The sequence below is a fragment of the Chitinolyticbacter albus genome, assembly GCF_024437655.1.
GTDB lineage: Bacteria > Pseudomonadota > Gammaproteobacteria > Burkholderiales > Chitinibacteraceae > Chitinolyticbacter > Chitinolyticbacter albus.
Genome location: NZ_JANBVF010000022.1, coordinates 1 through 25,535, shown reverse-complemented (window position 1 = coordinate 25,535; position 25,535 = coordinate 1). Strand labels below are relative to the sequence as shown.

Genomic DNA, 25,535 nt, shown 5'->3' with positions numbered 1-25,535 from the left:
TCCGATCAACCCAATTAGCAAGCGAAGCAATTCCCCGCCTCGACTCAAGTGCGGATACCCTAGCAGAGTTAGGTCGCCACTGTGCCTGACAAGCGGCGCGCAAGCCGTTAAAATCCCCTGTTCTGCAATGACTTGGCGCGACCTCCTGCCCATGCGCATCTATCGCGGCGTGCACCATGCCGCCCTGCCCCCCTGTGCTTTGACCATCGGCAACTTCGATGGCCTGCACCTTGGTCATCGCGCCATGTTGGCCGAACTGCGCGGCGCGGCCGCGGTGCGGGGCTTGTCGACGGCGCTGATCACGTTCGAGCCACACCCGCGCGAGCTGTTCAGCCCCGGCGAGGCGCCGGCCCGCCTGACCAGCCTGCGCGAGAAGATCGAGCTGCTGCGCAGCGAAGGCATAGACAGCCTCATCATCCAACCCTTTAACCGCCACTTTGCCGGCATCGACGCGCTTACCTTCCGCGACGACGTGCTGGCGCGGCAACTGAGCGTGCGCTATCTGCTGGTGGGCGACGACTTTCGCTTTGGCGCCAAGCGCGCCGGGGACTTCGACCTGCTCAAAGCGGCCACCGCCTTCGAGACGCACAACCTGGCCACTGTCGCGCTCGACGGCGGGCGCATCTCGTCGACCGCGGTACGCGATGCACTGGTATCGGGTGATATGGATCACGCGGCCGATCTGCTGGGGCGTCCCTATTCGATCTCCGGCCGTGTCGTCGGCGGCGACAAGCTCGGGCGCGAGCTCGGCTTTCCCACGGCCAACATCCAGCTGCGCCATAACCGCCCGCCCATGCTGGGCATCTTCGTGGTTGAAGTCGCTGGCTTGGAGCGCACTTACCAGGGCGTGGCCAGCCTGGGCGTGCGCCCAACGGTGAAGGGCGCGGGCGCCGCGCCGGTGCTGGAAGTGCACCTGTTCGATTTCAACCGCCAGATCTACCGCGAGCACCTGCAGGTGCGCTTTCTCGCCAAGCTGCGCGACGAGGCCAAGTTCGACGGCCTGCCGGCGCTGATCGCGCAGATCGCGCGCGATTGCGATGACGCGCGTGCCTGGTTTGCTCGGCGCGGCAAACGAATTAGCATCCCCCGTCCGTGAGCGGACGGGGGCCGTGTTTCCCGTCGCCGGCCAAGCCGGCAACCGATACCGAATTCCTGCGATGAGTCACCATGTCTGAACAAAACAAGTACCCCGTCAACCTGCTCGACACGCCGTTCCCGATGCGGGGCGATCTCGCCAAGCGCGAACCCGGCTTCCTGCAGCAATGGCAGGATGCACAGCTCTACAAGAAACTGCGCGACAAGGCCGCTAGCCGCCCCAAGTTCGTGCTGCACGATGGCCCGCCCTACGCCAACGGCGACATCCATATCGGCCATGCGGTCAACAAGATCCTCAAAGACATCATCATCAAGTCCAAGACGCTGGCCGGGTTTGACGCGCCCTACGTGCCAGGCTGGGATTGCCACGGCCTGCCGATCGAGCACCAGATCGAAAAGCTGGTGAAGAGCGACAAGGATGCGGTCAAGGCCAATCCAGACATCCACGCCCGCATCGTCGACTACCGCAAGGCCAACGGGCTCGATCCCAAGGAAACGGCGCTGCCGGCCGCCTTCACCCGCGAGCTGTGCCGCGAGTATGCGACCAAGCAAATTGAGCGGCAGAAGATGGACTTCATCCGCCTGGGTGTGCTGGGTGACTGGGAACAGCCGTATCGCACCATGGATTTCAAGACCGAGGCCGACATCGTGCGCACACTCGGCAAGGTCCACGCCAATGGCTACATGGTGAAGGGACAGAAGCCCGTGCACTGGTGCGTCGATTGCGGCTCTTCGCTGGCTGAGGCCGAGGTCGAGTACGAGGATAAGGTTTCGCCAGCCATCGACGTCGGTTTCCGCCTGCTCGACGTTGCCGCCCTGTCCAAGGCCTTCGGCGGTGTAGCGATCGGCGATCAGCCGGCCTACGCCGTGATCTGGACCACGACGCCGTGGACGCTGCCGGCCAACCAGGCCGTGACCGTGCACCCGGAGCTGACATACGACCTGATCGCCACCGAGAAGGGGCTGCTGATCCTGGCGCGCGACTTGGCCGAGGCGGCGCTCAAGCGCTACGACATCGACGCCAACGAGGTGATCGCCCAGGCGCGCGGCGCAGCGCTGGAAGGCCTGCTGCTGCAACACCCGTTCGCAGATCGCAGCGTGCCCATCATCCTGGGCGACCATGTCACGATTGAGGCCGGTACCGGCCTCGTCCACACCGCGCCGGCACATGGCCTGGACGACTACAACGTCGGCCTCAAGTACAAGCTAGCGGTCGACAACCCGGTGGCCGACGATGGCCGCTTTATCTCGACCACGCCGCTGTTTGCTGGCAAGACGGTCTGGGAAGCCAATCCGCTGGTGCTGGCCACGCTGGAAGAACGCGGTGCGCTCCTGGCCAACAAGAAGCTGGAGCACAGCTACCCGCACTGCTGGCGCCACAAGACGCCCATCATCTTCCGCGCCACCGCACAGTGGTTCATCGCGATGGAGCAAGAGGTCGCCGGCAAGACACTGCGCAGCATCGCCAACCAGGCGGTCGAAGATACCGAGTTCTTCCCGGCCTGGGGCCGCGCCCGGCTGGAAGCCATGATCGGCAACCGCCCGGACTGGTGCATCTCACGCCAGCGCAACTGGGGCGTGCCGATGGCCTTCTTCGTGCACAAGGAAACGGGCGAGCTACACCCGCGCTCGGGTGAGCTGCTGGAACGGGTAGCCCAACGCATCGAGGCCGAGGGCATCGAAGCCTGGTTCAAGCTCGACCCGGAAGAACTGCTGGGCGCGGATGCCGCGCACTACCGCAAGTTGAAGGATACGCTCGATGTCTGGTTCGATTCGGGCTCGACCCATTACGCCGTACTGCGCCAGCGCGACGAATTCGTCTGGCCGGCCGATCTGTACCTGGAAGGCTCCGATCAGCATCGTGGCTGGTTCCAGTCGTCCTTGCTCACCGGCTGCGCCACCGAAGGCCGCGCGCCGTACAAGCAGCTCTTGACCCACGGCTTCGTCGTCGATGGCAAGGGCATGAAGATGTCCAAGTCCAAAGGCAACGTGATCGCGCCGCAGGAAGTGATCAACAAGATGGGCGCCGACATGCTGCGGTTGTGGGTGGCCAGCACCGATTACTCGGGTGAGCTGACCATTTCGGACGAGATCCTCAAGCGCACCACCGACGCCTATCGCCGCGTGCGCAACACGCTGCGCTTCCTGCTGGCCAATTTGTCGGACTTCCAGGCCGGCGACGCGCTGCCGGTGAGCGAGCTGCTGACGCTGGATCGCTACGCGCTGGTCGAACTGGCTGCCGTGCAAGCCAAGGTGACCGCGCTCTACGATAAGTACGAGTTCCATGTCGCGGTGCAGGAAATCCACGCCTACTGCTCGGAAGCGCTCGGCTCGTTCTACCTCGACATCATCAAGGACCGCCTCTATACGATGCATGCTAACAGCGCGGGCCGCCGCTCGGCGCAAACCGCACTGTGGCATATCACCCAGTCGCTCACCCGGTTGTTGGCGCCCATCCTGTCGTTCACCGCGCACGAGGTGTGGGACGTGTTGCGCGGCATCGATGCCACGCTGGAAGAGAACGTCCAGTTGTCGCAATGGCACGCTGTTCCCGCCGTGAGCGAAGCCGATGCGCTGTCGGCCCAGTTCGCGCTGGTGCGTGAAGTGCGCACGCAAGTGCAAAAGGACATCGAGGTGCTGCGTGCCGATGGCAAGCTGGGCTCCAGCCTGCAGGCCGAGATCGCACTGACCGCCGCCGGCGATACGCTGGCCGCGCTGCAGGCCTTGGGCGATGAGCTCAAGTTCGTGCTGATCACCTCGAAAGCCGAGCTCAAGTCGGGCGAGACGACCACCGTCGCCGTCATCCCGTCTGAAGCCGCCAAGTGCGAGCGCTGCTGGCATTACACTCCGAGCGTGGGTAGCCATGCCGAGCATCCGGGCCTGTGCGCGCGCTGCCACGGCAACCTGTTCGGTGCCGGCGAGGATCGTCAACATGCCTAAGCAGGTCTTCGGCTTCTGGCGCTGGATCGCGGTGTCGTTGGTCGTCATCGTGCTCGACCAGGCGAGCAAGCATGTGATCGAGGCGCTGTTCGTTCACAGCGAGCAGCACCCGGTGATCCCGGGCCTCTTCAACCTGACGCTTGCCTACAACCCCGGTGCGGCGTTCTCTTTCCTCGCCGACGCCGGCGGCTGGCAGCGCCACTTCTTCACCGTGCTGGCCTTCGCGGTGTCCGGCTGGATCATCTGGATGCTGAAAAAACATCACACCGAGACGCTGCAGTCGCTGGCGCTGTCGCTGGTCATGGGTGGCGCCATCGGCAACGTGATCGACCGGGTGCTGTTTGGCCATGTGATCGACTTCATCCAGGTTTACTATCGCAGCTGGTACTTCCCCGCGTTCAATATCGCCGATTCGGCGATCTGCATCGGCGCCGTGCTGATGGTGTGGGACAGTTTCCGCAGCAGCAAAACCAACGCGAAACAGGCTTCGACGCAATGAAACCGGACATGCATATCATCCTCGCCCAGCCGCGCGGCTTCTGCGCCGGCGTTGACCGCGCCATCGCCATCGTCGAGAAGGCGCTGGAACGGTTCGGCGCTCCGATCTACGTGCGCCACGAAGTGGTCCACAACAAGTTCGTGATCGAGGATCTGAAGGCCAAGGGCGCGATCTTCATCGAGGACTTGGCCGATGTGCCACCCGGCAACACGGTGATCTTCTCCGCGCACGGTGTCTCGCAAGCGGTGCGCGCCGAGGCGGCCGAGCGCGGCCTCGCGGTCTACGACGCCACCTGCCCGCTGGTGACCAAGGTGCACCTGGAAGTGAAGCGGCTGCGCGAGCAGGGCTTTGAAATCATCATGATCGGCCACAAGGGCCACCCCGAGGTCGAAGGCACCATGGGTCAGTCGCAGGCCGGCATGTACCTCGTCGAGGACGTCGAGGACGTGAACACACTCGCCGTCGCCGACGTGGAAAAGCTCGCCTACGTCACGCAGACCACGCTATCGGTCGACGACGCCCAGGTGGTGATCGACGCGCTGCGCGCCCGCTTCCCGCATATCGTCGGCCCCAAGAAGGACGATATCTGCTACGCCACGCAGAACCGCCAGGATGCGGTGAAACAACTGGCACGCGATGTCGACCTGCTGATCGTGGTCGGGTCACCCAATAGCTCCAACTCCAACCGACTGCGCGAAGTCGGGGCCAACCTCGGCATCGCCTCCTACATGGTCGACAACGAAACCGAGCTGAAGCCCGAGTGGTTCGATGACCATGTCAAGGTCGGCATCACCGCCGGCGCCTCGGCGCCGGACATCCTGGTACAGCGGGTGATCGACCGCATCAAGCAATACGGCGCGCAGACCGTCACCCCCATGGATGGCATAGAGGAAAATGTGGTGTTCTCCTTGCCCAAGGGCCTGGCCTGAGTCCGGCGCAGCCCCGATCAAGCCCGTGCGCTGCACGGGCTTTTTCATGCCTGCCACATCGCCCCGGGCAAAAACATACACCAAGGTACTCGATACCGGGCGCGTGGCTTAACGATAAAATTTATACGATCCGTTCGCCAGCGTGGCAGAGCGCGCCAAGCCGCTGCGCCGTAACGCGAACGGCGTGATCAAGGGCGGCTCCTTTCTGTGTGCAGCCCATTTCTGCGTACGCTACCGGGCGACAGCCCGGCATCCGCAGGAGATCGACCGGCCCACCTCGCACGTGGGGTTCCGCACGGTGCGCGCCGATTGAAAAACGGATGGCAGGATCAGCCGTCGTGCAGCACGTCGACCAGCGGCTGGAAGTAGCTCGCCTCCGCCGGTGATACCTGCGTGGCCCGCATCGCCAGATCGCGCGCCAGCTCGCGCAGGCGCCAGCGTATCTCGCCCAGCACCAGCCCCACCTCGAACTGCAGCCAGCCGGAGGTATCGCCAAGCAGTTGTTCGAAATCCTTGCGCTCGCCGCACAGGTCGAGCCCGGTGCTGGAAAACGCGCGCTGTATCATCCCGAAGCGACGGTGCGCGCGATCGTAAAGTTGGCGCGATGCCGGCTCGCGCTGCGGCAGCTCATGCTGGATCTGGTTCATCAGTTCCAGCGCGCGGCCGATACGGCTGAACAGCGCGTGCGTGCGCTCGGCATCCTGCGCGTCCGGTGCGAACCGGTACTCGGCCGGGCGGCACTCGCCCATCGCCTGCGACACCACCGAGACCAGATCCGGATCGTATTCGATCGGCACGATGCGCAGCGCCACCTCGGCGCGCTCGAGCGGATGCTCGCCATGCTCGGCGAGCGACGCGATCATTTCTGCTGCCGCCACGACCCGCCCTTCCCGACCTAATTCCTTGGCCGGCAGGCCACGCGGATAGCCGCCGCCATCGCCGCGCTCATGATGTTGCAGTATCGCCTGCGCCACCGCATCGGGCATGCCGCAGACCTCGCGCGCCAGCTTGTGACCAATCACCGGGTGCACGGCAATCTGGCGCCATGCTTCCGGTGTCAATACCTGCGAGCGGTCGAGGTGCCGCTGGTCGATGTAGAGCTCGCCGATATCGTGCAACAAGCCGGCCGCCGCCACGACGCCAAGCTCGGTTTCGGTCAGCTTGAGCCGGCGGCCGAGGCCCAGCGCCAAGAGCGCGACCAGCACGTAGTGCGGCAGCATGCGTGGATCGTGACTGTGCGCCACGGTAAGCATGCTGATAGTGGCTGGATTGAGCGGGATATCACGCAGGCGCGGCAGCAGGCCGAAGTCATTGAACAGTGGGGCGAGCCCCGGCGCCGACTCGATCACCTGCTGGCCTATGGCCACCAGCTGGTTGGCATCGATACCCTCGCTGACGCTCAGACAGCTTTCCAGCGGCTTCTTGAGCTTGTGCAGGATCAGGCGTTCCTGCGAGGCACCGGAAATGCGCGCGCCCTTGGAGAGCAGCTTGATGCCATTTTCGCTGTAGATGTCCTCGCTCGCCTCGATATCCCGCTGTTGGGACGCTGCAATGACACGATCGAGATAATGCTGGTTTACGCGCGCAAGACTGGGGTCTTCCATCCTCTTCCTCCCGCGATCCTTTGGACAAAGGGCCGCCGTTTTAATAAGAATTCGCTAATTATCAAAACGTACCGCTTAGATCGCAAGCCCCAGCCTGCGAAAATCAGCAATGACGTTGTGCTGAGCCCACATACGACACCGGCAAGCCAGTGGGGCTGACTCGCAGTGCCACCGACAGGCGGCAGCCGGTCAATTGCGGAATTCGCGTAAACCGGGGTGTTGCGGCATCGGCCCCACCATGGGGCCGCGCTCGCGGTAAAATCGCCACCATGCCCTCAGCGCCTGTCTGCTTTCATTGCGGCGAACCGGTTCCATCCGGCCCCGTCCTTGCCATCCTCTACCGCGATACCGAGCAAGCTGCCTGCTGCGCCGGCTGCCAGGCAGTCGCCCAGAGCATCATCGATGCGGGCCTGGGTGACTACTACACCCAGCGTGACAAGCCGGCCGAGCGGGCCGCACCGTTGCCCGAGGAAGTCCGCGAGCAGTTGCGGCTCTATGACGATCCGGCGCTGCAGCAGAGCTTCGTGCACGGCGAGGGCGAGGGCGAGACGCGGGAAGCCGCGCTGCTGGTCGAAGGCATCGTCTGCGCGGCCTGTGTCTGGCTGAACGAGCGCCAGATCGCCCGCGTGCCCGGCGTGCTGGAGGTGGCGATCAACTACAGCACGCATCGCGCCCGCGTGCGCTGGGATACGACGCGCACCAGTCTTTCCGCCATCCTGGAAGCCGTCGCCGCCATCGGCTATCGCGCAGAGCCCTACGACACCGCCCGGCGCGAGGCCGCCGCCGAAAAGCAGCGCAAGGCCGCGCTGTTCCGGCTGTGGGTTGCGGGGCTGTCGATGATGCAAGTGATGATGTTCGTGGTGCCGATCTATACCTCGCGCCCCGGCGAGATCGACGGCGTGTGGCTGAACCTGATGCACTGGGCCAGCGGCCTGCTGACGTTGCCTGTCGTGCTGTATTCGAGCTGGCCGTTTTATCAATCGAGCTGGCGCGATCTGAAGCGTGGCCGCGCCGGCATGGATCTGCCGGTCAGCATCGGCGTGCTGACGGCGTTCTTCGCCAGCGTCTACGCCCTCGTCGCCGACCACGGCGAGGTCTATTTCGATTCGGTCTCGATGTTCGTGTTCCTGCTACTGGCGGGCCGCTACCTGGAAACGCGGGCGCGGCAAAAGGCCGGCGCGGCGCTCGAAGGCTTGGTGAAGCTGATCCCGGCCTTTGCCCACAAGTTGGTCAACTGGCCCGAGCGCAGCGCGCACGAAGCCACCGTGGCAAGCCTCGTCCCTGGCGACGTCTTGCTGGTGAAAGCGGGCGAGACGATCCCGGCCGACGGCCGCGTGCTCGACGGCGCCTCCGACGTTGACGAAGCGTTGCTCACCGGCGAGAGCCGACCCGTCGCCAAGGCGCCAGCAGACCCCGTCACCGGCGGCACCGTCAATCGCAGTTCTCCCCTGGTCGTGCAGGTGGTTGAAGTGGGCGAAGCGACCCGGCTCGCCGGCATCGTGCGCCTGCTCGATCGCGCCCTGGCGGAAAAACCACAGGTCGCGCAGCTGGCAGACCGGGTCGCCGGCTGGTTTGTCTTTGCGCTGCTGATCGTAGCCGCAGCAGCTTACTGGTACTGGCACAGCCACGACCCCAGCCATGCGCTACCCATCGCCGTGGCAGTGCTGGTGATTTCCTGCCCTTGCGCGCTGTCGCTTGCCACGCCCGCGGCGCTGACCGCGGCCACCGGCATGCTGGCGCGGCGCGGTGTACTGGTGACGCGCGGCCATGCGCTCGATGCGCTCTCCGATGTCAGCGATGTGGTATTCGACAAGACCGGCACGCTGACGCTGGGTAGCCCGCAGCTCGTGCGCATCGACGTGCGTAAAGGCAGCGAAGCCCAAGCGCGCGCACTCGCCGCCGCCCTGGAGTCCGCCTCCGAGCATCCGCTGGCCAGAGCGCTGCACACTGAAACCACACTGAGCGCGCTCGATGTCCGCAATCATCCCGGCGGCGGGCTCACCGGTCAGGTCGCCGGCACGGTATACGCGATCGGCTCGCCCGCTTTCGTGGCCGGGCAATTCGGCCATGCCCTAGATATCAACGTTGATGGCACACCCGTGGTATTGGCCGACCACGCGGGTATTCTCGCCGTGTTCACGCTGGCCGACACGCTGCGGCCCGATGCATCGGCCATGGTCGCAGCGTTGCGCGCACGTGGGCTGGTGCTGCATCTGCTGAGCGGCGACCACGCTGCTGCAGCACAGGCGATCGCGCAAGCACTCGGCATAGCCCATGTCGCGGCCGGCGCCAGCCCCGAAGACAAACTGGCCTATCTGAAGGCGCTGCAGGCGCAGGGACGGCGCGTGCTGATGGTGGGTGATGGCGTGAACGACGCGCCCGTCCTCGCCGGGGCCGACGTTTCGATCGCCATGGGGGCCGCGGCCGACGTGGCGCAGGCGGCGGGCGACGCCGTGCTGTTCGACAACCGCCTGACCGAACTGCCCACCACGCTCGATACCGCCCAGCGCACGCGATCCATCGTGCGCCAGAACCTGGCCTGGGCGCTGGGCTACAACGTGATAGCACTGCCGCTGGCCGTGGCTGGCATCGTGACCCCTTGGCTCGCCAGCCTGGGCATGGCGGCAAGCTCGCTGATCGTGGTCGGCAATGCACTGCGCCTGACCCGTAAGGAGTCGTGATGGAAAGCCTTTATCTGTTGATCCCGCTGTCGGTGCTGATCGCGCTGGGCATAGGCGCCGCATTCTGGTGGACGATCCGCAGCGGCCAACTCGACGATCTGGAAGGCCCGGCACACCGCATTTTCCATGACGACGACATGCCGCGCAAAGCCAATGAAAATGAGGCTTCCGAGCAAAAAACGCGAGACTAGAAACTCGCTTACGCGTAAAATGCGCGCCGATCGTCGCATGCCTTGATCCCGATCAAGGGTGCGGACCATGCCACTTGGCTATAGTCCGCACGACACCCTTACATACGCACATGATGGCGGAAGTCTGCCCCGCGCCAGGGGTCGTTTTTTTCAAGCTCACCGCCCGCATCCAGCCTTACCCATTCTAGTTTTGGAGACTCCTCGGAGCGTTACATGGAAAACCAAGCCACATACAATTACAAAGTGGTACGGCAATTCGCCATCATGACTGTGGTCTGGGGCATTGTCGGCATGCTGGTCGGGGTGGTGATCGCCGCCCAGATGGTCTGGCCAGAGCTGAACGTCGGCCCCTGGTTTCACTTCGGCCGCCTGCGCCCACTGCACACCAATGCGGTGATCTTTGCCTTCGGCGGCTGCGGCCTGATGGCCACCTCGCTGTACGTGGTGCAACGCACCTGTAACGTGAGGCTGATCTCCGATGGTCTGGCTTCCTTCGTGTTCTGGGGCTGGCAGGCGGTGATCGTGCTCGCCGCCGTCACCCTGCCGTTGGGCTACACCAGCGGCAAGGAATACGCCGAGCTCGAATGGCCGATCGACATCCTGATCACGCTGGTGTGGGTGGCCTACGCCGTGGTGTTCTTCGGCACCATCGCCAAGCGCCGCGTCAAGCATATCTACGTGGCCAACTGGTTCTATGGCGGCTTCATCCTCGCCGTGGCGCTGCTGCACATCGTCAACAGTATGGCGATGCCGGCTGGCGCACTGAAGTCGTATTCGGCCTACGCCGGCACCGTCGATGCCATGGTGCAGTGGTGGTACGGTCACAACGCCGTGGGCTTCTTCCTGACCGCGGGCTTCCTCGGCATGATGTATTACTTCGTGCCCAAGCAGGCTGGCCGTCCGGTCTATTCGTATCGCCTTTCGGTGGTGCACTTCTGGGCGCTGATCTTCACCTATATGTGGGCCGGCCCGCACCATCTGCACTACACCGCGCTGCCGGACTGGACCCAGTCGCTGGGCATGGTGTTCTCGCTGGTGCTCTTGGCACCGTCATGGGGCGGCATGATCAACGGCATCATGACGCTGTCGGGCGCCTGGCATAAGCTGCGCACCGATCCGATCCTGAAGTTCCTCGTCACCGCGCTGTCGTTCTACGGCATGTCGACCTTCGAAGGCCCGATGATGGCGATCAAGACGGTGAACGCGCTGTCGCACTACACCGACTGGACCATCGGCCACGTGCACTCGGGCGCGCTGGGCTGGGTGGCAATGATCACCATCGGCTCGATCTACTACTTGGTACCGCGCCTGTTCGGTCGCGAGCAGATGTATTCGGTCAAGCTGATCGAAACCCACTTCTGGGTCGCCACCATCGGCACCGTCCTCTACATCGCCTCGATGTGGATCGCCGGCGTGACCCAGGGCCTGATGTGGCGCGCGGTCAACCCGGACGGCACGCTGACCTACGCCTTCATCGACGCGGTTAAGGCCACCCACCCGTACTACTTCGTGCGTTTCCTCGGTGGCGCGATGTTCCTGGCGGGCATGGTGATGATGCTTTACAACGTGCTGCGCACGGCGACGGTCGGTCGCCCGGTCGACGCCCAGATCCCGGTCGTCCACGCCCACGCCTGATGTCACGGAACGCATAGAAAAATGAACAAGTTACAGACTCTGATCGAAGAAAAGGTGGGCTGGCTGATCGTGCTGACGGTGCTCGTCGTCAGCGTGGCCATGTTCGTCGAAATCCTGCCACTGATGTTCCAGAAATCGGTGACCCAACCCATCGAGGGCGTCAAGCCGTACACCGCGCTGCAACTGGCCGGGCGCGACATCTATGTGCGCGAAGGCTGTTACACCTGCCACTCGCAGATGATCCGGCCGTTCCGCGCCGAGACCGAGCGCTATGGTCACTACTCGGTGGCCGGCGAATCGGTCTATGACCGTCCGTTCCAGTGGGGCTCCAAGCGTACCGGCCCGGATCTGGCCCGTGTCGGTGGCCGCTACTCGGACGAGTGGCACCGCGCCCACATGACCCGGCCGCAGGACGTGGTTCCCGAATCCATCATGCCGCCGTTCCCCTGGCTTGCCGCCAACAAGGTCGATGCCGAGGCCATGCCGGCTCATATGGCCGCGTTGCGCAAGCTGGGCGTGCCGTATACCGACGCCGAAATCGCCGGTGCCGCGGCTGCGGTCGAGGGCAAGACCGAGATGGACGCCATCATCGCCTACCTGCAGGGCCTGGGCCTTGCACTGAAGAACAAAAGGTAATCGGGCATGGACTGGCAAAACCTGATCCGGATCCTGTTCACCGTCGTGTGCTTCGCCTTCTTCGTGGGGGTGTGCTTCTGGGCCTACAGCCGCCACAACAAGGCAGACATGGATGAAGCGGCCCAGCTGCCGTTTCTGGGCGACGACGACGAACCCGAATCGCATCCAGGCGACAAGCAGTCCTGACCCCAGCGGAGTTGAGAAAAAATGACGGATTTCACTAGCGGTTTCTGGGGCATCTTCATCGCCATCGTCTCCATCGCGGGGCTGTTGTGGCTGGGCTATCTGGTGAAGAGCCAGAGCACGATGAAGCTGAAGAAAGGCGAAAAAGCCGACGTCACCGGCCACGTCTGGGACGGCGATCTCGAGGAATACAGCAACCCGCTGCCGGGTTGGTGGGTCGCCCTCTTTTACGGCACCATCGTGTTCTCGTTCGCCTATCTGGTGTTCTATCCAGGCCTCGTCGTCGTCGGCAACGTCTGGGGCTGGTCGCAAGAGGGCCAGCACCAGGCTGAGGTCCAGAAGGCCGATACCAAGTACGGCGAGATCTTCGCCAAGTACAAGGCGATGCCGGTGGCGCAGGTGGCCAAGGATGCAAACGCGCGCGGGCTGGGCCAGAGCCTGTTCAACACCTATTGCATCCAGTGCCACGGCATTGATGCCCAGGGTGCCAAGGGCTTTCCGAACCTGACCGACAATGACTGGCTGCACGGCGGCACGCCGGAGAAGATCGTCGAGACGCTGAACCAGGGTCGCCACGGCCAGATGCCGGCCTTCGGCGCCGCCTTCGGCGAGGAAAAGGTCAAGGATGTCGCCAACTACGTGCTCAAGCTGTCCGGTCGTCCGACCAACGAATTGCGCGCGGCCCGCGGCGAGGCCACCTTCAAGCAAGTGTGCGTGGCCTGTCACCAGGCCGATGGCAAGGGCAGCCAGGCAATCGGTGCGCCGAACCTGACCGACAACGTCTGGCTGTACGGCGCCTCCGAAGCCACCATCATCGAAACCATTACCAACGGCCGCGACAACGTGATGCCGCCCTGGCAGGCCTTCCTCGGCGACGACAAGGTCCATCTGCTCGCTGCCTATGTCTACGGGCTGTCGCAGAACCAGGCTGCGGCCAAGCAGTAAGGCCCGCCAGTACCCGCTGTGATGCGCAACGGGCGGGGTCTTCCCGCCCGTTGCCGCTTCTGGATCGTCTTCCGAACTGGAAGGATGCTTCAGAACGCTGCTGTCAGCGCGTCCCCACCCCGGGCACGCTGGCAACAGCACTTTGAAGGAAATGCCCATGAGCAAGAAGCTGCAGGAGATTCCGGTCACCGTCGTCCAGGTGAAGGATGATGGCGAGTACGAGGAGGTCAAGCTCTACGCCAAGCACAAGAAGCTCTATCCGCGCTGGATCAACGGCTTCTGGAACAAGTGGCGCATCTTCTTCGTCTTCGCCACGCAGCTCTTCTTCTACGGCGTGCCCTGGGTCACCATCAATGAACGGCAGGCGCTGCTGTTCAACATGGCCGAGCGCAAGTTCTACATCTTCGGCCTGATCTTCCTGCCGCAGGATTTCATCTACCTCACTGCGCTCCTGATCCTGTGCGCCTTCGGCCTCTTTGCCTGGACCACCATAGGCGGGCGGCTCTGGTGTGGTTACGCCTGTCCGCAGACCGTCTACACGCAGATGTTTTTGTGGACCGAGAAGTGGATCGAGGGAGATCGCATGCAGCGGATCAAGCTCGACAACGGCCCTAACGACGCGCGCAAGATCCGGCTCAAGGCCATCAAGCACACGGTCTGGATCGTGTTCTCGCTGTGGACCGGTTTCACCTTCGTCGGCTACTTCACGCCGATCAAGGAGCTGTGGCAATCGCTGATCAGCTTCGGCCTTGGCCCGTGGGAGACGTTCTGGGTCCTGTTCTATGGCTTTGCCACCTATGGCAACGCCGGCTGGCTGCGCGAGCAGGTGTGCAAATACATGTGCCCCTACGCCCGCTTCCAGAGCGTGATGTTCGACGCGGACACGCTGATCGTCAGCTACGACGCCGAACGCGGCGAGCCGCGCGGTCCACGCAAACGCGGCAGCGACTACAAGGCCGACGGCAAGGGCGATTGCATCGACTGCAAGATGTGCGTGCAGGTGTGCCCGGTCGGCATCGACATCCGCGAAGGCCTGCAATACGAATGCATAGGCTGTACCGCCTGTATCGACGCCTGTGACGAGATCATGGACAAGATGCAGTACCCGCGCGGCCTGATCCGCTACACCACGCAGAACGTGCTGGAGCACAAGGTGCCCGAAGGCAGCTTCTGGCAACGCCTCAAGCGCCCGCGCGTGGTGATGTATGCCGTGTTGCTGAGCATCGTGTTCGCCATCACCGCCGTCTCGCTCTGGCTGCGCCAGCCGCTCAAGGTGAATATCTCGCGCGACCGCGTGGCGCTGGTGCGCGAAACCGACGAAGGCTGGGTCGAGAACAGCTACCGCGTGCAGATCGAAAACGCCGATGAAAACGCGCACGTGTTCGTGATCGAAGCCGAAGGGCTGCCCGGCATGCGCGTACTGGCCGAGAACGACAACCGGGTACTGGTCGAATCGACCGGCATCGTCGACGTGACCGTCAAGCTGCAGGTGCCACCGGAAAACGCCCCCAAGGGCGCCCGCGAGATCCGGATCATCGTGAGCGCCGACGATGCGCCCAAGATCAATACCCGTGAAAAGGCAACCTTCCTCAATCGCTGAGGTCAGTCCGCCATACGCCCTGTACATCGATAGAACCCCTTACAGCAATAGAACAAGATGCACGCCACCACTGTCCCCACCCTGCCCTGGTACAAGCAATTCTGGCCCTGGTTCCTGATTGCCATCCCGGCGCTATCTGTCGTCGGCGGCATCGCCATGATCATCCTCGCCAGCAGCTCCTTCGACGGGCTCGTCAGCGACGACTATTACAAGGAAGGCCAGGCGATCAACACGCTGCTCGATCGCGACCGCAGGGCCGCCACGCTGGGTATATCGGCCCAGGTATTGCTGGCCGAGGACGGCCGCACGCTGCGCCTGGTCTTCGTCCACCCGGTCGAAGGTGCACTGACGTTGAAGCTGCTGCACCCCACCCGCGCCGGCCTTGACCAGACCGTCGTGCTCAAGCGCGAAAGCAACCGGCTCTATACCGCCACCCTGCCCCATGCCCTGAACCAGCCGCGCTGGCGCATCGAGCTGGCCGACGGCGCAGGGCAATGGCGCTTGACTGGCGTATGGAAACTCGACAGCCTGGAACCGCTGGTTCTGGCGCCGCAGGCATCGTAACCTGGTCTCGCGCCACTGACGCTGCATCGCCTTCCATCCAGTCAGTTCGACAATGGAACGATCGTTCTATAATCTTGGGGAATCACGTGATGATTCCCCATGTCCTCCAGTCCTGCCTCCCTGACCCTGCACGATGTGCTCAGGCATCCCGCCATCTGGCGCGGTGATGACTGCAGCACGCATGCCATCCTGCCAAGCGGCCATGCCGCGCTCGATGCCGCGCTGCCCGGCGAGGGCTGGGGGTTGGGTCAGATCAACGAGTTGCTGCACACGCCCGGTCAGGGTGAATTGCGGCTGCTGTGGCCCGCGCTGCGCCGCACGGCCGGGCGCGTGGTGCTGGTAGCGCCTCCCTGGCCCCCGTATGCGCCGGCCTGGGCCCAGGCCGGCATTGCGCCGGAGCGCTTGATCTGGCTGCGTCCCCAGAACCGGACCGATCTGCTGTGGGCGCTGGAGCAAGCCCTGGCCGAGTCTGGCTGCGCGGCCGTGCTGGGCTGGTTGGCCGGCGCGCTGGATGATCGCAGCGCTCGGCGCCTGCAACTTGCCGCACGCCGTGGCCAGGGTGCGGGCTTTCTGCTGCGCCATGGCGTGACGGTGGATGTGAGCTCGCCCTTTCCCTTGCGGCTGGCCCTCAGCGCCCAACCGGCAGGCTGGCAGCTACGCGTGCTCAAACGGCGCGGCTTGCCGCTGACTACCCCCATTTTGCTGACCAATCACGAGATCCGCCATGCTCTGGCTGGCACTCCATCTGCATACGCTGGCGCTCGACGTCTTCCCGGCCGAGTCGCTGCCTGAACCGGCACGCCCACGCATCGTGGTGGCCAGCCACGGCCGGGGCGAGCGGCTGGCGCAAGTCGACGATCTGGCAGCGAGCCTCGGGCTTAGGCCGGACATGAAGCTTTCCGCCGCACTGGCGCTCGTCAACGAGCTCATCATCCATCGCCGTCGCCCCGAGCGCGAAGCCGAGCTACTGCAGGAACGCGCCGCCTGGGCACTACAGTTCACGCCCACCGTGGTGATCGCCCCACCCGCCACACTGCTGCTGGAGATCGGCGGTTGCCTTGCTTACTTCGGCGGGCTGGCCGCGCTGCGCGCCCGCGTGGCTCAGGGCCTTGCCGATCAGAACTGGCGCAGCGCCCTCGCCCCGACGCCGCTTGCGGCTCAATGGCTGGCCTGCCGTGGCGACGCACAGCCCGTGGAACGGCTCGACGACTTGCCGCAGCGGCTGGGCGTCCTGCCTCTGGCCGTATTGCCGCTCGATGCTCCCGCCCGGGCGCTGACACAGCAACTGGGACTTTATACCGTGGCCGAGTTGCTGGCCCTGCCCCGTGCCGGCCTCAATCGCCGCTTCGGCCCGGCGCTGACTCGGCTCTTCGACCAGGCACTGGGCCTGGTGCCCGATCCCCGCGAGCCCTACCAGGCGCCGGACCGGTACGCACGCACCATCGATCTGGACTGGCCGGTGGAATCCGTCACCGTGTTTCTCAAGCTCGCAGCCCGCCTGCTCGACGGCCTCGGTGCCTTTCTCTGCGGGCGTGGCCTGGGGGTGCAGCAGCTGCAGTTTCGCTTTACGCACGAAGACCTGGCGCCGACCCAGCTGACCCTGGGTATCGGCCGGCCCAGCCGCACGGCTGCGGACTGGCTGGGCGTGCTCAAGGAGCGGATCACGCATTACCGGCTGGCGGCACCCGCCACCTCGGTCACCCTGGTGGCCGACACGCTGTACCGGCTCGATGGCGAGGCCCGCGACCTGTTCGGCGCCCCTGGCACAGCAGGCGAAATCGATCTGTTGCTGGCGCGCCTGGCCGCCCGGCTGGGGCCAGAGGCCGTCACCGGCATCGCCACCGTGCCCGATCACCGCCCCGAGCATGCCAGCATCACCGTGGCAGCGGGCACAGCCAGCCCGCCACTGCCGGTAGGCCCGCGCCCCGGCTGGCTGCTGTCGCAACCGCAGGCATTGACGCTGCGCGACCAGCAGCCCTGGCACCACGGGCCCTTGCAGTTGCTGGGGCCTGCCGAGCGGATCGAGGCCGGCTGGTGGGATGGCGATCCCGCCGCACGCGATTACTACCAGGCGCAATCGCCTGCGGGCGCGCGCTACTGGATTTTCCAGAACCGGGCCGACCACAGCTGGTGGCTGCACGGAGTCTATGCATGACAGCGCCCAGCCTGCCGCCGCCCGGCTACGCCGAGCTGCATTGTTTGTCCAACTTCTCGTTCCAGCGCGGCGCTTCGCACGCCGAGGAGCTGATCGCACGCGCCAGCGCGCTGGGCTATAGCGCACTGGCCATCACCGACGAATGCTCGCTGGCCGGCATCGTCCGCGCCCATGCTGCGGCCAGGAAACTCGCATTCAAGCTGATCGTCGGCAGCGAATTCACGCTGGCCTGCGGGCTGAAACTGGTGCTGCTGGCGCCCGATCGTCTCGCCTACGGCGATCTGGCCGAGCTCATCACCGTCGGCCGGCGCAGTGCCGACAAGGGCAGCTACCATCTCACCCGCGACGATCTCGCCGCTCGCGCCCAGCGCCTGCTGGCGCTGTGGTTACCTGCCGACGACGCGGACCCGGCCGATGGCCACTGGCTGGCCCAGTTGTTCGGCGAGCGTGCCTGGCTGGCGGTATCGCTGCTGCACGGCCCGAGCGACGCCGAGCGGCTGGCGCAGTGCGCGTGGCTGGGGCAACAGTGTGGCCTGCCGCTGGTGGCCGCGGGCGACGTGCACATGCATGCCCGTTCGCGCCGCGCGTTGCAGGATGTCCTCACGGCCATCCGGCTCGGCACGCCGGTGGCGCATTGCGGCATGGCGCTGTTCCCCAATGGCGAGCGTCACCTGCGAGCGCGCGCGAAACTGGCGCAACTCTACCCGGCGGCGCTGCTTGCCGAAACCGAACGGATCGCCGCGCGCTGCAGCTTCCAGCTGACCGAGCTGCGCTACGAATACCCGAGCGAACTGGTGCCGGACGGTCTCACCGCCAGCACGCACCTGGCTGCACTCACCGAAGAGGGCCTGGCCAAGCGCTACCCGCAGGGCCCGCTGCAGCGGGTACGGGAGCAAATCGCCAAAGAGCTCGCCATCATCGCGCAGCTGCAGTACGAGGCGTTCTTTCTCACCGTGTACGACATCGTCTGTTTCGCCCGCAGCGAGGGCATTCTGTGTCAGGGGCGGGGCTCGGCGGCGAATTCGGCAGTGTGCTATGCGCTGGGTATCACCGAAGTACGGCCGGAGGATGGCAACCTGCTGTTCGGGCGCTTCATTTCGGCAGAGCGTGGCGAGCCGCCCGATATCGATGTCGATTTCGAGCACGACCGGCGCGAAGAGGTGATCCAGTACGTGTTCAACAAATATGGGCGCGAACGCGCCGCGATCGCCGCCACCGTCATCACCTATCGCACCCGCAGCGCGCTGCGCGACGTGGGCCGGGCGCTCGGTTTCGCCGAGGACCAGCTGGAGCGGCTGGGCGGCAACCTGGCATGGTGGGACAGCCCCGACCAGCTGGCCCAACGCATGACCGAAGCCGGGCTCGATCCGGCCAATCGCCAGGTCGAGCTGTTGCTGGCGTTGACGCGCGCGCTGCGGCGTTTCCCGCGGCACCTGTCGCAGCATGTCGGCGGTTTCGTCATCAGCGCCGGCCCGCTGGCACGGCTGGTGCCGATCGAGAACGCGGCGATGAAGGAGCGCACCATCATCCAGTGGGACAAGGATGATCTGGAAGAACTGGGGTTGTTGAAGGTCGACGTGCTGGCGCTGGGCATGCTGTCGGCGATACGCCGGGCACTGGCGCTGGTGTCGCAGCGGCGCGGCATCCCGTTCACCATGCAGGATGTGCCGCGCGAAGACCCCGCCGTCTACCGCATGTTGTCCCGTGCCGACGCCATCGGCGTGTTCCAGGTGGAATCGCGCGCGCAGATGGCCATGCTGCCGAGGCTACGTCCCGAACGGTTCTACGATCTGGTGATCGAGGTCGCCATCGTGCGGCCCGGCCCCATCCAGGGCGGCATGGTCCACCCCTATCTGCGACGGCGTACCGGCGAGGAGGCGGTCAGCTACCCGAGTCCCGCGGTCGAAAAAGTGCTGGAACGCACGCTGGGCGTGCCGATCTTTCAGGAACAGGTGATGCAGCTGGCCATCACCGCTGCAGGATTCACGCCGGGTGAGGCCGATCAGCTGCGCCGGTCCATGGCAGCGTGGCGCCGTACCGGTGATCTCAAGCAACACAAACAACGCCTCTACGACGGCCTGACCGCCAACGGCTATGACGGCGATTTCGCCGATCGCATCCTGCGCCAGATCGAAGGCTTCTCGGAATACGGCTTTCCGGAATCGCACGCCGCCAGCTTCGCCATCCTGGTCTACATCTCGGCCTGGCTCAAATGCTTCGAACCCGCAGCCTTTTTGTGCGGTCTGCTCAACTCGCTGCCCATGGGTTTTTACTCAGCCTCGCAATTGATCCAGGATGCGCGTCGCCACGGCATCGAAGTGCGTCCGGTCGATGTGCAACACAGCGCCTGGGATTGCACCCTGGAAGAAACCGGGGCCGCTCAACCGGCGGTGCGGCTGGGCTTTAACCGGGTACGCGGCCTCGCTGCGGCAACCGGCGTAGCCGTCGCCGAATGCCGCCCTGCCGGCGGCTACGCCTCGCTCGATGCGCTGCAGGCGCTGACCGGGCTGGAGCGTCGTGCGCTCAACGCGCTGACCGATGCCGGTGCCCTCGCCAGCCTGGCAGGGCACCGCCGCGCCGCGCACTGGCAAGCTGCCGGGCTGGTGGCGCAGGATGACCTGGGGCACACACCCAGCGATGCGGGGCCGGACCTGTTTGCCGCGCCCAGCGCCGGCGAAGACCTGGTCGCCGACTACCGCAGCATGGGGCTGACGCTGGCATCCCATCCGCTCACCCTGTTGCGCCCACGACTGCTTGCGCAGCGATTGCTGACCGCGACCGAGATCCGCGCCTGCCCAAACGGCCGTATCGCCCGGGCCTGCGGCATCGTGGTCGGACGGCAGCGACCGGACACCGCCAGTGGGGTCACTTTCGTGACGCTGGAGGATGAAACCGGCAACGTCAATGTGATCGTCTGGCGGGATCTGGCCGACACGCAGCGCCGCGAGCTTTTGACCTCACGGCTGATGGCGGTCTATGGCGTGGTGCAGCGCCAGGGCCAGGTGGTGCACCTCTTGGCCAAGCGCCTCGTCAACCTCAGCCATCTCTTGGGCCGGCTCGATACCCGTAGCCGGGATTTCCACTAGCGCCGGTGCCGGTCATAACGTGGCTTCAGCGCTTGCCAGTCTTCTTGGTCGGTGTCGGCGCCGGCTTGAGATCGACCTCGTCCGTGTAGGCCTGGCGAATGGCCGCGGCCAGCTCGAACACTGCCGTGGCGTAATGCTTGCTGCGGTTGTAGCGCGTCACGGCGTAGAAATTGCTGAAGCCCAGGTAGTGCCGCTCCACGCCCGGCTCGGTTTCCAGCGTGAACACCACGGAGGGCGCCTGGGTATCGAGCTCGGAGATCGGCTGCACGCCCAGCGCCATCAGATCCCCGGCGCTGCGGGTCAGATCGAACGGCTGGGCCATGATGTCGGCCAGCTGGTGGTCGGCCGCCACGTTCACCGGCACGATGCCGGGACCATGGCGCTGCCAGCCGTGTTCAGCCAGGTAATGCGCCACGCTGGCCACCACGTCGTCCGCCGTGCCCCAGATATCGCGGTGCGCATCGCCATTCCAGTCGACGGCCCACTGGCGGTAGCTCGAGGGCATGAACTGCGGCCAGCCCATGGCACCGGCGTAGGAGCCGGTAAAGCTGAGCGGGTCTTCTTTTTCCTCGCGCGCCAGGATCAGGAACTCGGTCAGTTCCTTGCGGAAAAATTCGGCGCGACGCGGGTAATCGAAGGTCATGGTCGTCAGCACGTCGAGCACGCGGTAGCTGCCGGTGCTGCGACCGTAGTTGGTTTCGATGCCGACGATGGCACTCATGATTTCCTGCGGCACACCGTAGCGCTGGTAAACGGCATCGAGTTGCTCCGAATAACGCCGCATGAAGCGGGCGCCACCCGCGATGCGCGATTTCACCAGGAAGTTGCCGCGGAACTGGTACCACGGCTTGCTGGTGCCGGGCCTGTCGAAGTATTCGAGGATCTTAGGCTGCGGCTCGACACGCAGGAACAATGCGTCAAGCTCGGTGCGATCGAACTCTTGGCTGGCGGCGACTTCGTCGAGGTACTGCGCGACTTCGGGGCGCATCAGCAACGCTTCGTCGGCATGGGAAAACGGGCAGATCAGGGCAAGCGACAACAAAGCGGTGCGCAGAGCGGGCATCAGGCTTCCAAGGGAGCAGCAATCGCTGCAAGTAGGTGGTAGGTCGATTGTAACGATGGCCACGGCCACAGGGAAAGCCGGCCGCTATCCCGGCGTGGGGCCGACACCCTGCGACACAACGCATTCACGCGCTGGGCCGCGTCATGTCGATCGGCACGATCCAGCGTGCGTAGTCGTCCTCGGTGAGATAGCCCAGCGCCAGCGCCGCCGCTTTCAGCGTCAGCCCTTCCTGGTGCGCCTTCTTGGCGATGCTGGCCGCCTTGTCGTAGCCGATGTGCCGGTTGAGCGCCGTCACCAGCATCAGGTTCTGCGCGAGATTGGCTTCGATGCGCGGCAGGTTGGGCGCGAGGCCCTGCGCGCAATGCTCGTCGAACGCGAGGCAGGCATCGGCCAGCAGTTCGATGCTTTCGAGCACGTTATGCACCATCACCGGCTTGTACACATTGAGCTGGAAATTGCCCTGGCTGCCAGCAAAAGCCACTGTGGCATCGTTGCCGAACACCTGGGCGCAAACCATGGTCATTGCCTCGCACTGCGTGGGGTTCACCTTACCGGGCATGATGGACGAGCCCGGTTCATTCTCGGGGATGGTGTACTCGCCGATGCCGCAGCGCGGGCCACTGGCCAGCCAGCGCACATCGTTGGCCATCTTGAACAAACCACCGGCCAGCGTGCGCAGTGCCGCCGACGTCTGCACCAGCGCATCGTGTGCCGACAGCGCAAAGAACTTGTCCGGCGCATCGACAAAATCGTGCCCGGTCAGCGCAGCGATACGCGCGGCGCAGCGTGCGCCAAACTCGGGATGCGCATTGAGCCCGGTGCCGACCGCTGTGCCGCCGATCGCCAGCTGCAACACGCCCCGCAACGCATGGCGCACGGCGTCGAGGCCGAAATCGATCTGCGCCACCCAGGCCCCGATCTCCTGGCCTACCGTTACCGGCGTGGCGTCCTGCAGATGGGTGCGCCCGGTCTTCACCACTTCGGCATGTTGGGCTGCCTTGGCCGCCAGCGTATCGCGCAGCTGGGTCACCGCAGGCAGGAGCCGCGCATGCACCTGTTCGACCACGGCGATATGCATGGCGGTGGGAAAAGTATCGTTCGAGCTCTGGCCCCGGTTCACATGATCGTTCGGGTGCACCGGCTGCTTGCTGCCGGGAATGCCGCCGACGAGCGCGATGGCACGGTTGGAGATCACCTCGTTGGCATTCATATTGGATTGCGTACCCGATCCGGTCTGGAACACCACCAGCGGAAAATGCTCATCGAGCGCCCCGCTGATCACCTCGTCGGCCGCGCGCACGATCAGGGTCGCCACATCCGGTAACAGCTCGCCCACTTCGGCATTGGCCTCGGCGGCGGCCCGCTTGAGGATGCCCAGCGCGCGTATCATCGGTCGCTGCCAGCGAAAGCGTGCCACGCCAATGGGGAAATTCTGGATCGAGCGCTGCGTTTGAGCGCCCCAATAACGGTCGGCGGGTACGGCGATCGCCCCCATTGAATCGGTTTCCTGCCTCGTTGCCATCGCTCGCTCCCATCCGGTTGGGTCCGACTCCCAGTAATGCGCGTCGCGGTGATCAAGTCAAGCCGTGAAACCACGTTTTCCGCCGCCGGCGTACGCGCACCACAAGGTGCGCTGTGGTAAGCTGCGGGCCGGTTCCTGCGCAGCCCGATTCAGGGTCAAGCGCTTGATATGCAATACAAATCGGGCCGTGTTTCCCGCTCAGCCCACGACGTACATCTGCCATGCTCCAACCCGCCCAGCCCCGCAATTCCTTCCACCGAGCCCTGTTCTGGGGGGCGCTGGCCGTCATTGCCATCGTGATGACTGCCCCCGGCCGCCATGCACCATTGCGCGCACTGTTGGGCTTGCCCGCCTGGCTGCTGATCGCCGCGCTGCTGCAGCGTGGCTGGCATGCCTGGCGCGCCAGCCGGGTGCCACGTATCGCGGCAAGTCAATGGGGCGGCATCGTGCTGCTCGGCGCTGGCCTGGCCATCGGCGAATACCTGTTGCAAGGCAGCCGCCCCTTGCTCGGGGCCTGGCTCACCTTCAACGCCTTGCCAAATGCTGCTGCCGGCCTGCTGGCCCTGGCTGTGGGCATAGCCGTGGGGTTACCGCTTTGGGCTCGCCGCGGCTGGGGTGCCGTGTTCGAATGCGCGGGCGAATTGCTGGAGCACGGCTGGGAAGCACGCCATGGCTGGCGTGAGCGCTTGCGCCAAACCGATGCCCCCGCAGCGGCCGATATCGACAGCGTAGACAGCCGCCAGCAGCCCACGCTGAGCGACTTCGCCATCGATGGTGGATTCGCTCTCCGAGACATAGACACCGATGATCTTCCAGCCACAATCCCACCGGCGCTGGAAATCGCCCGGCCTGCAAGCGTGGAAACGGATACCGCCGTGGTCGCGCCTGCCGAGCACGCGTGGCAGCTTTCGCCGCGCCGCACCTTGCCCAAGATCGAACTGCCGCAGTTGATGGAGAACCTGCAACGTGTGGCACGCACGCGGCCTGCCGCGCCGGCACAGGTGCAGTCCACGGCGCTGCCCGTGATCGACTCGGCCGAGATCCGTGCCCGGCTACGCGAAATCCATGGCGAGCGGCTCGCCCCTGCGCCGCGCCCTATCGCGCCAGCACAGCCCAAGCCAGCGCAACCGGTTGCGAAAACCGTGATCCGGCATACTGCCAAGGCTGCAGCCGCCGCCAGCAAGCCCGTCGCGAGTGCGCCGGCCTCAGAAACGTCCACTGCAAATTCCACGCCGCCGGTAGCCCCCCTGCCGGTGATGCCGGCTGCCGCAGCCGTGGTCATGCACGCGCCCATCACGCTAGGCATCGAACCGGACCCCGGCGTGCTCGCCGACGACTTGCTGATCGAGCTGCCCGAGCATGCCCCCAGCACCGCGCCGATCCCGCAAGCGCCCCCCTCGCTGAGTTGGCCGCAACTCGACGCCGGCCAGCTGCAACACGTGCCCGTATTTACCGGCATCCTGGAGCGTGGCCTCGAGACTGCGGAAACGGCCACAACGCCCGCTCCTGCCCAGCCTGCTCCAGTCATGCCTGCCCCATGGCTCACGGAATTCGATGAAGAAATCATCGCGCCGGCCCTGCCCGACGCCGCGGTCGACGACGTGGCGCCATGGGCTGCCGAGCTGATCGCACGCCGCGCTGCGCCACCCGTGCCCGCCGCGCCGCGCCCGGCACCGCGCCACTACGACGACAGCATGCTGCCGCCGGTTTCCCTGCTGCAACCGGCCACCGTGGGCGGTGTTTCACTGTCCGACGAAGAGCTGATCGAGCGCGGCATCCTGATCGAGGAGCGGCTCGCCGAATTCAAGGTCAAGGTGCGCGTGCTCGATGCCTACGCCGGCCCGGTGATTACCCGCTACGAGATCGAGCCCGCCGTCGGCGTGCGTGGCGCCCAGGTGGTCAACCTGATGAAGGACCTGGCGCGCGCGCTGGGCCTCGTGTCGATCCGCGTCGTCGAAACCATCCCCGGCAAGACCTGCATGGGCATGGAGCTGCCCAATCCCACCCGCCAGATGATCCGGCTCTCCGAAATCCTCGCCGCCGAGGAGTTCGCGCACAGCGCCTCCAAGCTCACCATGGCGCTGGGCAAGGACATCACCGGCAAGCCCATCGTCACTGATCTGGCCAAGGCGCCGCACATGCTGGTGGCCGGCACCACCGGTTCGGGCAAGTCGGTCGGGGTCAACGCGATGATCCTGTCGCTGCTG

20 protein-coding genes are annotated in these 25,535 nt (G+C 65.1%); 17 read left to right on the top strand and 3 right to left on the bottom strand.

The genetic code is table 11. The features are described from left to right. Positions 1–127 precede the first annotated feature (127 nt). The 5 genes from NLI84_RS13615 to NLI84_RS13595 all read left to right on the top strand — a co-directional run bounded on the left by NLI84_RS13615 (position 128) and on the right by NLI84_RS13595 (position 5,776). Entirely contained in the window at positions 128–1,096 is a 969-nt protein-coding gene (locus NLI84_RS13615; protein ID WP_308445827.1) for a bifunctional riboflavin kinase/FAD synthetase, read from the top strand. 71 nt (positions 1,097–1,167) lie between these two features. Next, positions 1,168–4,035 carry an isoleucine--tRNA ligase gene (gene ileS, locus NLI84_RS13610; protein WP_255991030.1) on the top strand — a complete coding sequence of 956 codons (2,868 nt, stop codon included), beginning with the start codon at positions 1,168–1,170 and terminating at the stop codon, positions 4,033–4,035. After that, complete coding sequence (gene lspA, locus NLI84_RS13605) at positions 4,028–4,534, top strand: signal peptidase II (protein WP_255991029.1); 507 nt, start codon at positions 4,028–4,030, stop codon at positions 4,532–4,534. Before ileS ends, lspA begins: the two co-directional genes overlap by 8 nt. Before the next feature lie 8 nt (positions 4,535–4,542). Further along, positions 4,543–5,463, top strand: coding sequence for a 4-hydroxy-3-methylbut-2-enyl diphosphate reductase (ispH, locus tag NLI84_RS13600; RefSeq protein ID WP_255991028.1), 921 nt, complete (start codon positions 4,543–4,545; stop codon positions 5,461–5,463). 142 nt (positions 5,464–5,605) lie between these two features. Next, the gene (locus tag NLI84_RS13595; protein ID WP_255991027.1) at positions 5,606–5,776 is read left to right on the top strand and encodes an SUMF1/EgtB/PvdO family nonheme iron enzyme; all 171 of its coding nucleotides are present in this window, start codon (positions 5,606–5,608) and stop codon (positions 5,774–5,776) included. Between the two features lie 16 nt (positions 5,777–5,792). Here NLI84_RS13595 and NLI84_RS13590 read toward each other — a convergent pair whose 3' ends face one another. Further along, positions 5,793–7,067 carry an HD-GYP domain-containing protein gene (locus NLI84_RS13590; RefSeq protein ID WP_255991026.1) on the bottom strand — a complete coding sequence of 425 codons (1,275 nt, stop codon included), beginning with the start codon at positions 7,065–7,067 and terminating at the stop codon, positions 5,793–5,795. A gap of 269 nt (positions 7,068–7,336) precedes the next feature. Here NLI84_RS13590 and NLI84_RS13585 point away from each other — a divergent pair, with 269 nt between their 5' ends. The 11 genes from NLI84_RS13585 to NLI84_RS13535 all read left to right on the top strand — a co-directional run bounded on the left by NLI84_RS13585 (position 7,337) and on the right by NLI84_RS13535 (position 20,743). Next, the gene (locus NLI84_RS13585) at positions 7,337–9,748 is read left to right on the top strand and encodes a heavy metal translocating P-type ATPase (RefSeq protein WP_255991025.1); all 2,412 of its coding nucleotides are present in this window, start codon (positions 7,337–7,339) and stop codon (positions 9,746–9,748) included. Continuing rightward, positions 9,748–9,939: a cbb3-type cytochrome oxidase assembly protein CcoS gene (ccoS, locus tag NLI84_RS13580; RefSeq protein ID WP_255991024.1), complete on the top strand. Its 192-nt coding sequence runs from the start codon at positions 9,748–9,750 to the stop codon at positions 9,937–9,939. The genes NLI84_RS13585 and ccoS overlap by 1 nt, the downstream gene beginning before the upstream one ends. 213 nt (positions 9,940–10,152) lie before the next feature. Beyond that, positions 10,153–11,574: a cytochrome-c oxidase, cbb3-type subunit I gene (gene ccoN, locus NLI84_RS13575; protein WP_255991023.1), complete on the top strand. Its 1,422-nt coding sequence runs from the start codon at positions 10,153–10,155 to the stop codon at positions 11,572–11,574. Positions 11,575–11,595: 21 nt separating this feature from the next. Beyond that, entirely contained in the window at positions 11,596–12,210 is a 615-nt protein-coding gene (gene ccoO, locus NLI84_RS13570; protein WP_255991022.1) for a cytochrome-c oxidase, cbb3-type subunit II, read from the top strand. Between the two features lie 6 nt (positions 12,211–12,216). After that, a complete protein-coding gene (locus NLI84_RS13565; protein WP_255991021.1) occupies positions 12,217–12,396 on the top strand; it encodes a cbb3-type cytochrome oxidase subunit 3 in 180 nt (59 codons plus the stop codon). Positions 12,397–12,417: 21 nt separating this feature from the next. Next, on the top strand, positions 12,418–13,338 hold the full coding sequence (ccoP, locus tag NLI84_RS13560) for a cytochrome-c oxidase, cbb3-type subunit III (RefSeq protein ID WP_255991020.1): 921 nt from the start codon (positions 12,418–12,420) through the stop codon (positions 13,336–13,338). Between the two features lie 157 nt (positions 13,339–13,495). Next, positions 13,496–14,938, top strand: coding sequence for a cytochrome c oxidase accessory protein CcoG (gene ccoG / locus NLI84_RS13555; RefSeq protein ID WP_255991019.1), 1,443 nt, complete (start codon positions 13,496–13,498; stop codon positions 14,936–14,938). A gap of 57 nt (positions 14,939–14,995) precedes the next feature. Then, positions 14,996–15,502, top strand: coding sequence for a FixH family protein (locus NLI84_RS13550; RefSeq protein ID WP_255991018.1), 507 nt, complete (start codon positions 14,996–14,998; stop codon positions 15,500–15,502). Between the two features lie 99 nt (positions 15,503–15,601). Next, entirely contained in the window at positions 15,602–16,294 is a 693-nt protein-coding gene (imuA, locus tag NLI84_RS13545; protein WP_255991017.1) for a translesion DNA synthesis-associated protein ImuA, read from the top strand. Further along, on the top strand, positions 16,227–17,657 hold the full coding sequence (locus NLI84_RS13540) for a Y-family DNA polymerase (protein WP_255991016.1): 1,431 nt from the start codon (positions 16,227–16,229) through the stop codon (positions 17,655–17,657). Before imuA ends, NLI84_RS13540 begins: the two co-directional genes overlap by 68 nt. Then, complete coding sequence (locus NLI84_RS13535; RefSeq protein ID WP_255991015.1) at positions 17,654–20,743, top strand: error-prone DNA polymerase; 3,090 nt, start codon at positions 17,654–17,656, stop codon at positions 20,741–20,743. The genes NLI84_RS13540 and NLI84_RS13535 overlap by 4 nt, the downstream gene beginning before the upstream one ends. A 25-nt stretch (positions 20,744–20,768) precedes the next feature. Here the strand turns inward: NLI84_RS13535 and mltB are convergent, their stop codons facing one another. Both mltB and fumC read right to left on the bottom strand, forming a co-directional pair. Next, complete coding sequence (mltB, locus tag NLI84_RS13530; RefSeq protein ID WP_255991014.1) at positions 20,769–21,806, bottom strand: lytic murein transglycosylase B; 1,038 nt, start codon at positions 21,804–21,806, stop codon at positions 20,769–20,771. Positions 21,807–21,930: 124 nt separating this feature from the next. Beyond that, on the bottom strand, positions 21,931–23,328 hold the full coding sequence (fumC, locus tag NLI84_RS13525; RefSeq protein ID WP_255991012.1) for a class II fumarate hydratase: 1,398 nt from the start codon (positions 23,326–23,328) through the stop codon (positions 21,931–21,933). Between the two features lie 221 nt (positions 23,329–23,549). Between fumC and NLI84_RS13520 the strand changes: the two genes are divergently transcribed. After that, positions 23,550–25,535 (top strand): DNA translocase FtsK (locus tag NLI84_RS13520; protein ID WP_255991011.1); only part of this gene is annotated, 1,986 nt, incomplete at its 3' end.

What these genes read in the sequence shown, in the direction of transcription:
- NLI84_RS13565 (WP_255991021.1), top strand. Translation starts at nt 12,217, where the DNA reads ATGGACTGGCAAAACCTGATCCGGATCCTGTTCACCGTCGTGTGCTTC.
- NLI84_RS13550 (WP_255991018.1), top strand. Translation starts at nt 14,996, where the DNA reads ATGCACGCCACCACTGTCCCCACCCTGCCCTGGTACAAGCAATTCTGG.
- imuA (WP_255991017.1), top strand. Translation starts at nt 15,602, where the DNA reads ATGTCCTCCAGTCCTGCCTCCCTGACCCTGCACGATGTGCTCAGGCAT.
- ispH (WP_255991028.1), top strand. Translation starts at nt 4,543, where the DNA reads ATGCATATCATCCTCGCCCAGCCGCGCGGCTTCTGCGCCGGCGTTGAC.
- NLI84_RS13615 (WP_308445827.1), top strand. Translation starts at nt 128, where the DNA reads ATGACTTGGCGCGACCTCCTGCCCATGCGCATCTATCGCGGCGTGCAC.
- ileS (WP_255991030.1), top strand. Translation starts at nt 1,168, where the DNA reads ATGTCTGAACAAAACAAGTACCCCGTCAACCTGCTCGACACGCCGTTC.
- ccoO (WP_255991022.1), top strand. Translation starts at nt 11,596, where the DNA reads ATGAACAAGTTACAGACTCTGATCGAAGAAAAGGTGGGCTGGCTGATC.
- mltB (WP_255991014.1), bottom strand. Translation starts at nt 21,806, where the DNA reads ATGCCCGCTCTGCGCACCGCTTTGTTGTCGCTTGCCCTGATCTGCCCG.
- NLI84_RS13535 (WP_255991015.1), top strand. Translation starts at nt 17,654, where the DNA reads ATGACAGCGCCCAGCCTGCCGCCGCCCGGCTACGCCGAGCTGCATTGT.
- NLI84_RS13585 (WP_255991025.1), top strand. Translation starts at nt 7,337, where the DNA reads ATGCCCTCAGCGCCTGTCTGCTTTCATTGCGGCGAACCGGTTCCATCC.
- NLI84_RS13590 (WP_255991026.1), bottom strand. Translation starts at nt 7,067, where the DNA reads ATGGAAGACCCCAGTCTTGCGCGCGTAAACCAGCATTATCTCGATCGT.
- fumC (WP_255991012.1), bottom strand. Translation starts at nt 23,328, where the DNA reads ATGGCAACGAGGCAGGAAACCGATTCAATGGGGGCGATCGCCGTACCC.
- ccoN (WP_255991023.1), top strand. Translation starts at nt 10,153, where the DNA reads ATGGAAAACCAAGCCACATACAATTACAAAGTGGTACGGCAATTCGCC.
- ccoS (WP_255991024.1), top strand. Translation starts at nt 9,748, where the DNA reads ATGGAAAGCCTTTATCTGTTGATCCCGCTGTCGGTGCTGATCGCGCTG.
- ccoP (WP_255991020.1), top strand. Translation starts at nt 12,418, where the DNA reads ATGACGGATTTCACTAGCGGTTTCTGGGGCATCTTCATCGCCATCGTC.
- lspA (WP_255991029.1), top strand. Translation starts at nt 4,028, where the DNA reads ATGCCTAAGCAGGTCTTCGGCTTCTGGCGCTGGATCGCGGTGTCGTTG.
- ccoG (WP_255991019.1), top strand. Translation starts at nt 13,496, where the DNA reads ATGAGCAAGAAGCTGCAGGAGATTCCGGTCACCGTCGTCCAGGTGAAG.
- NLI84_RS13540 (WP_255991016.1), top strand. Translation starts at nt 16,227, where the DNA reads ATGCTCTGGCTGGCACTCCATCTGCATACGCTGGCGCTCGACGTCTTC.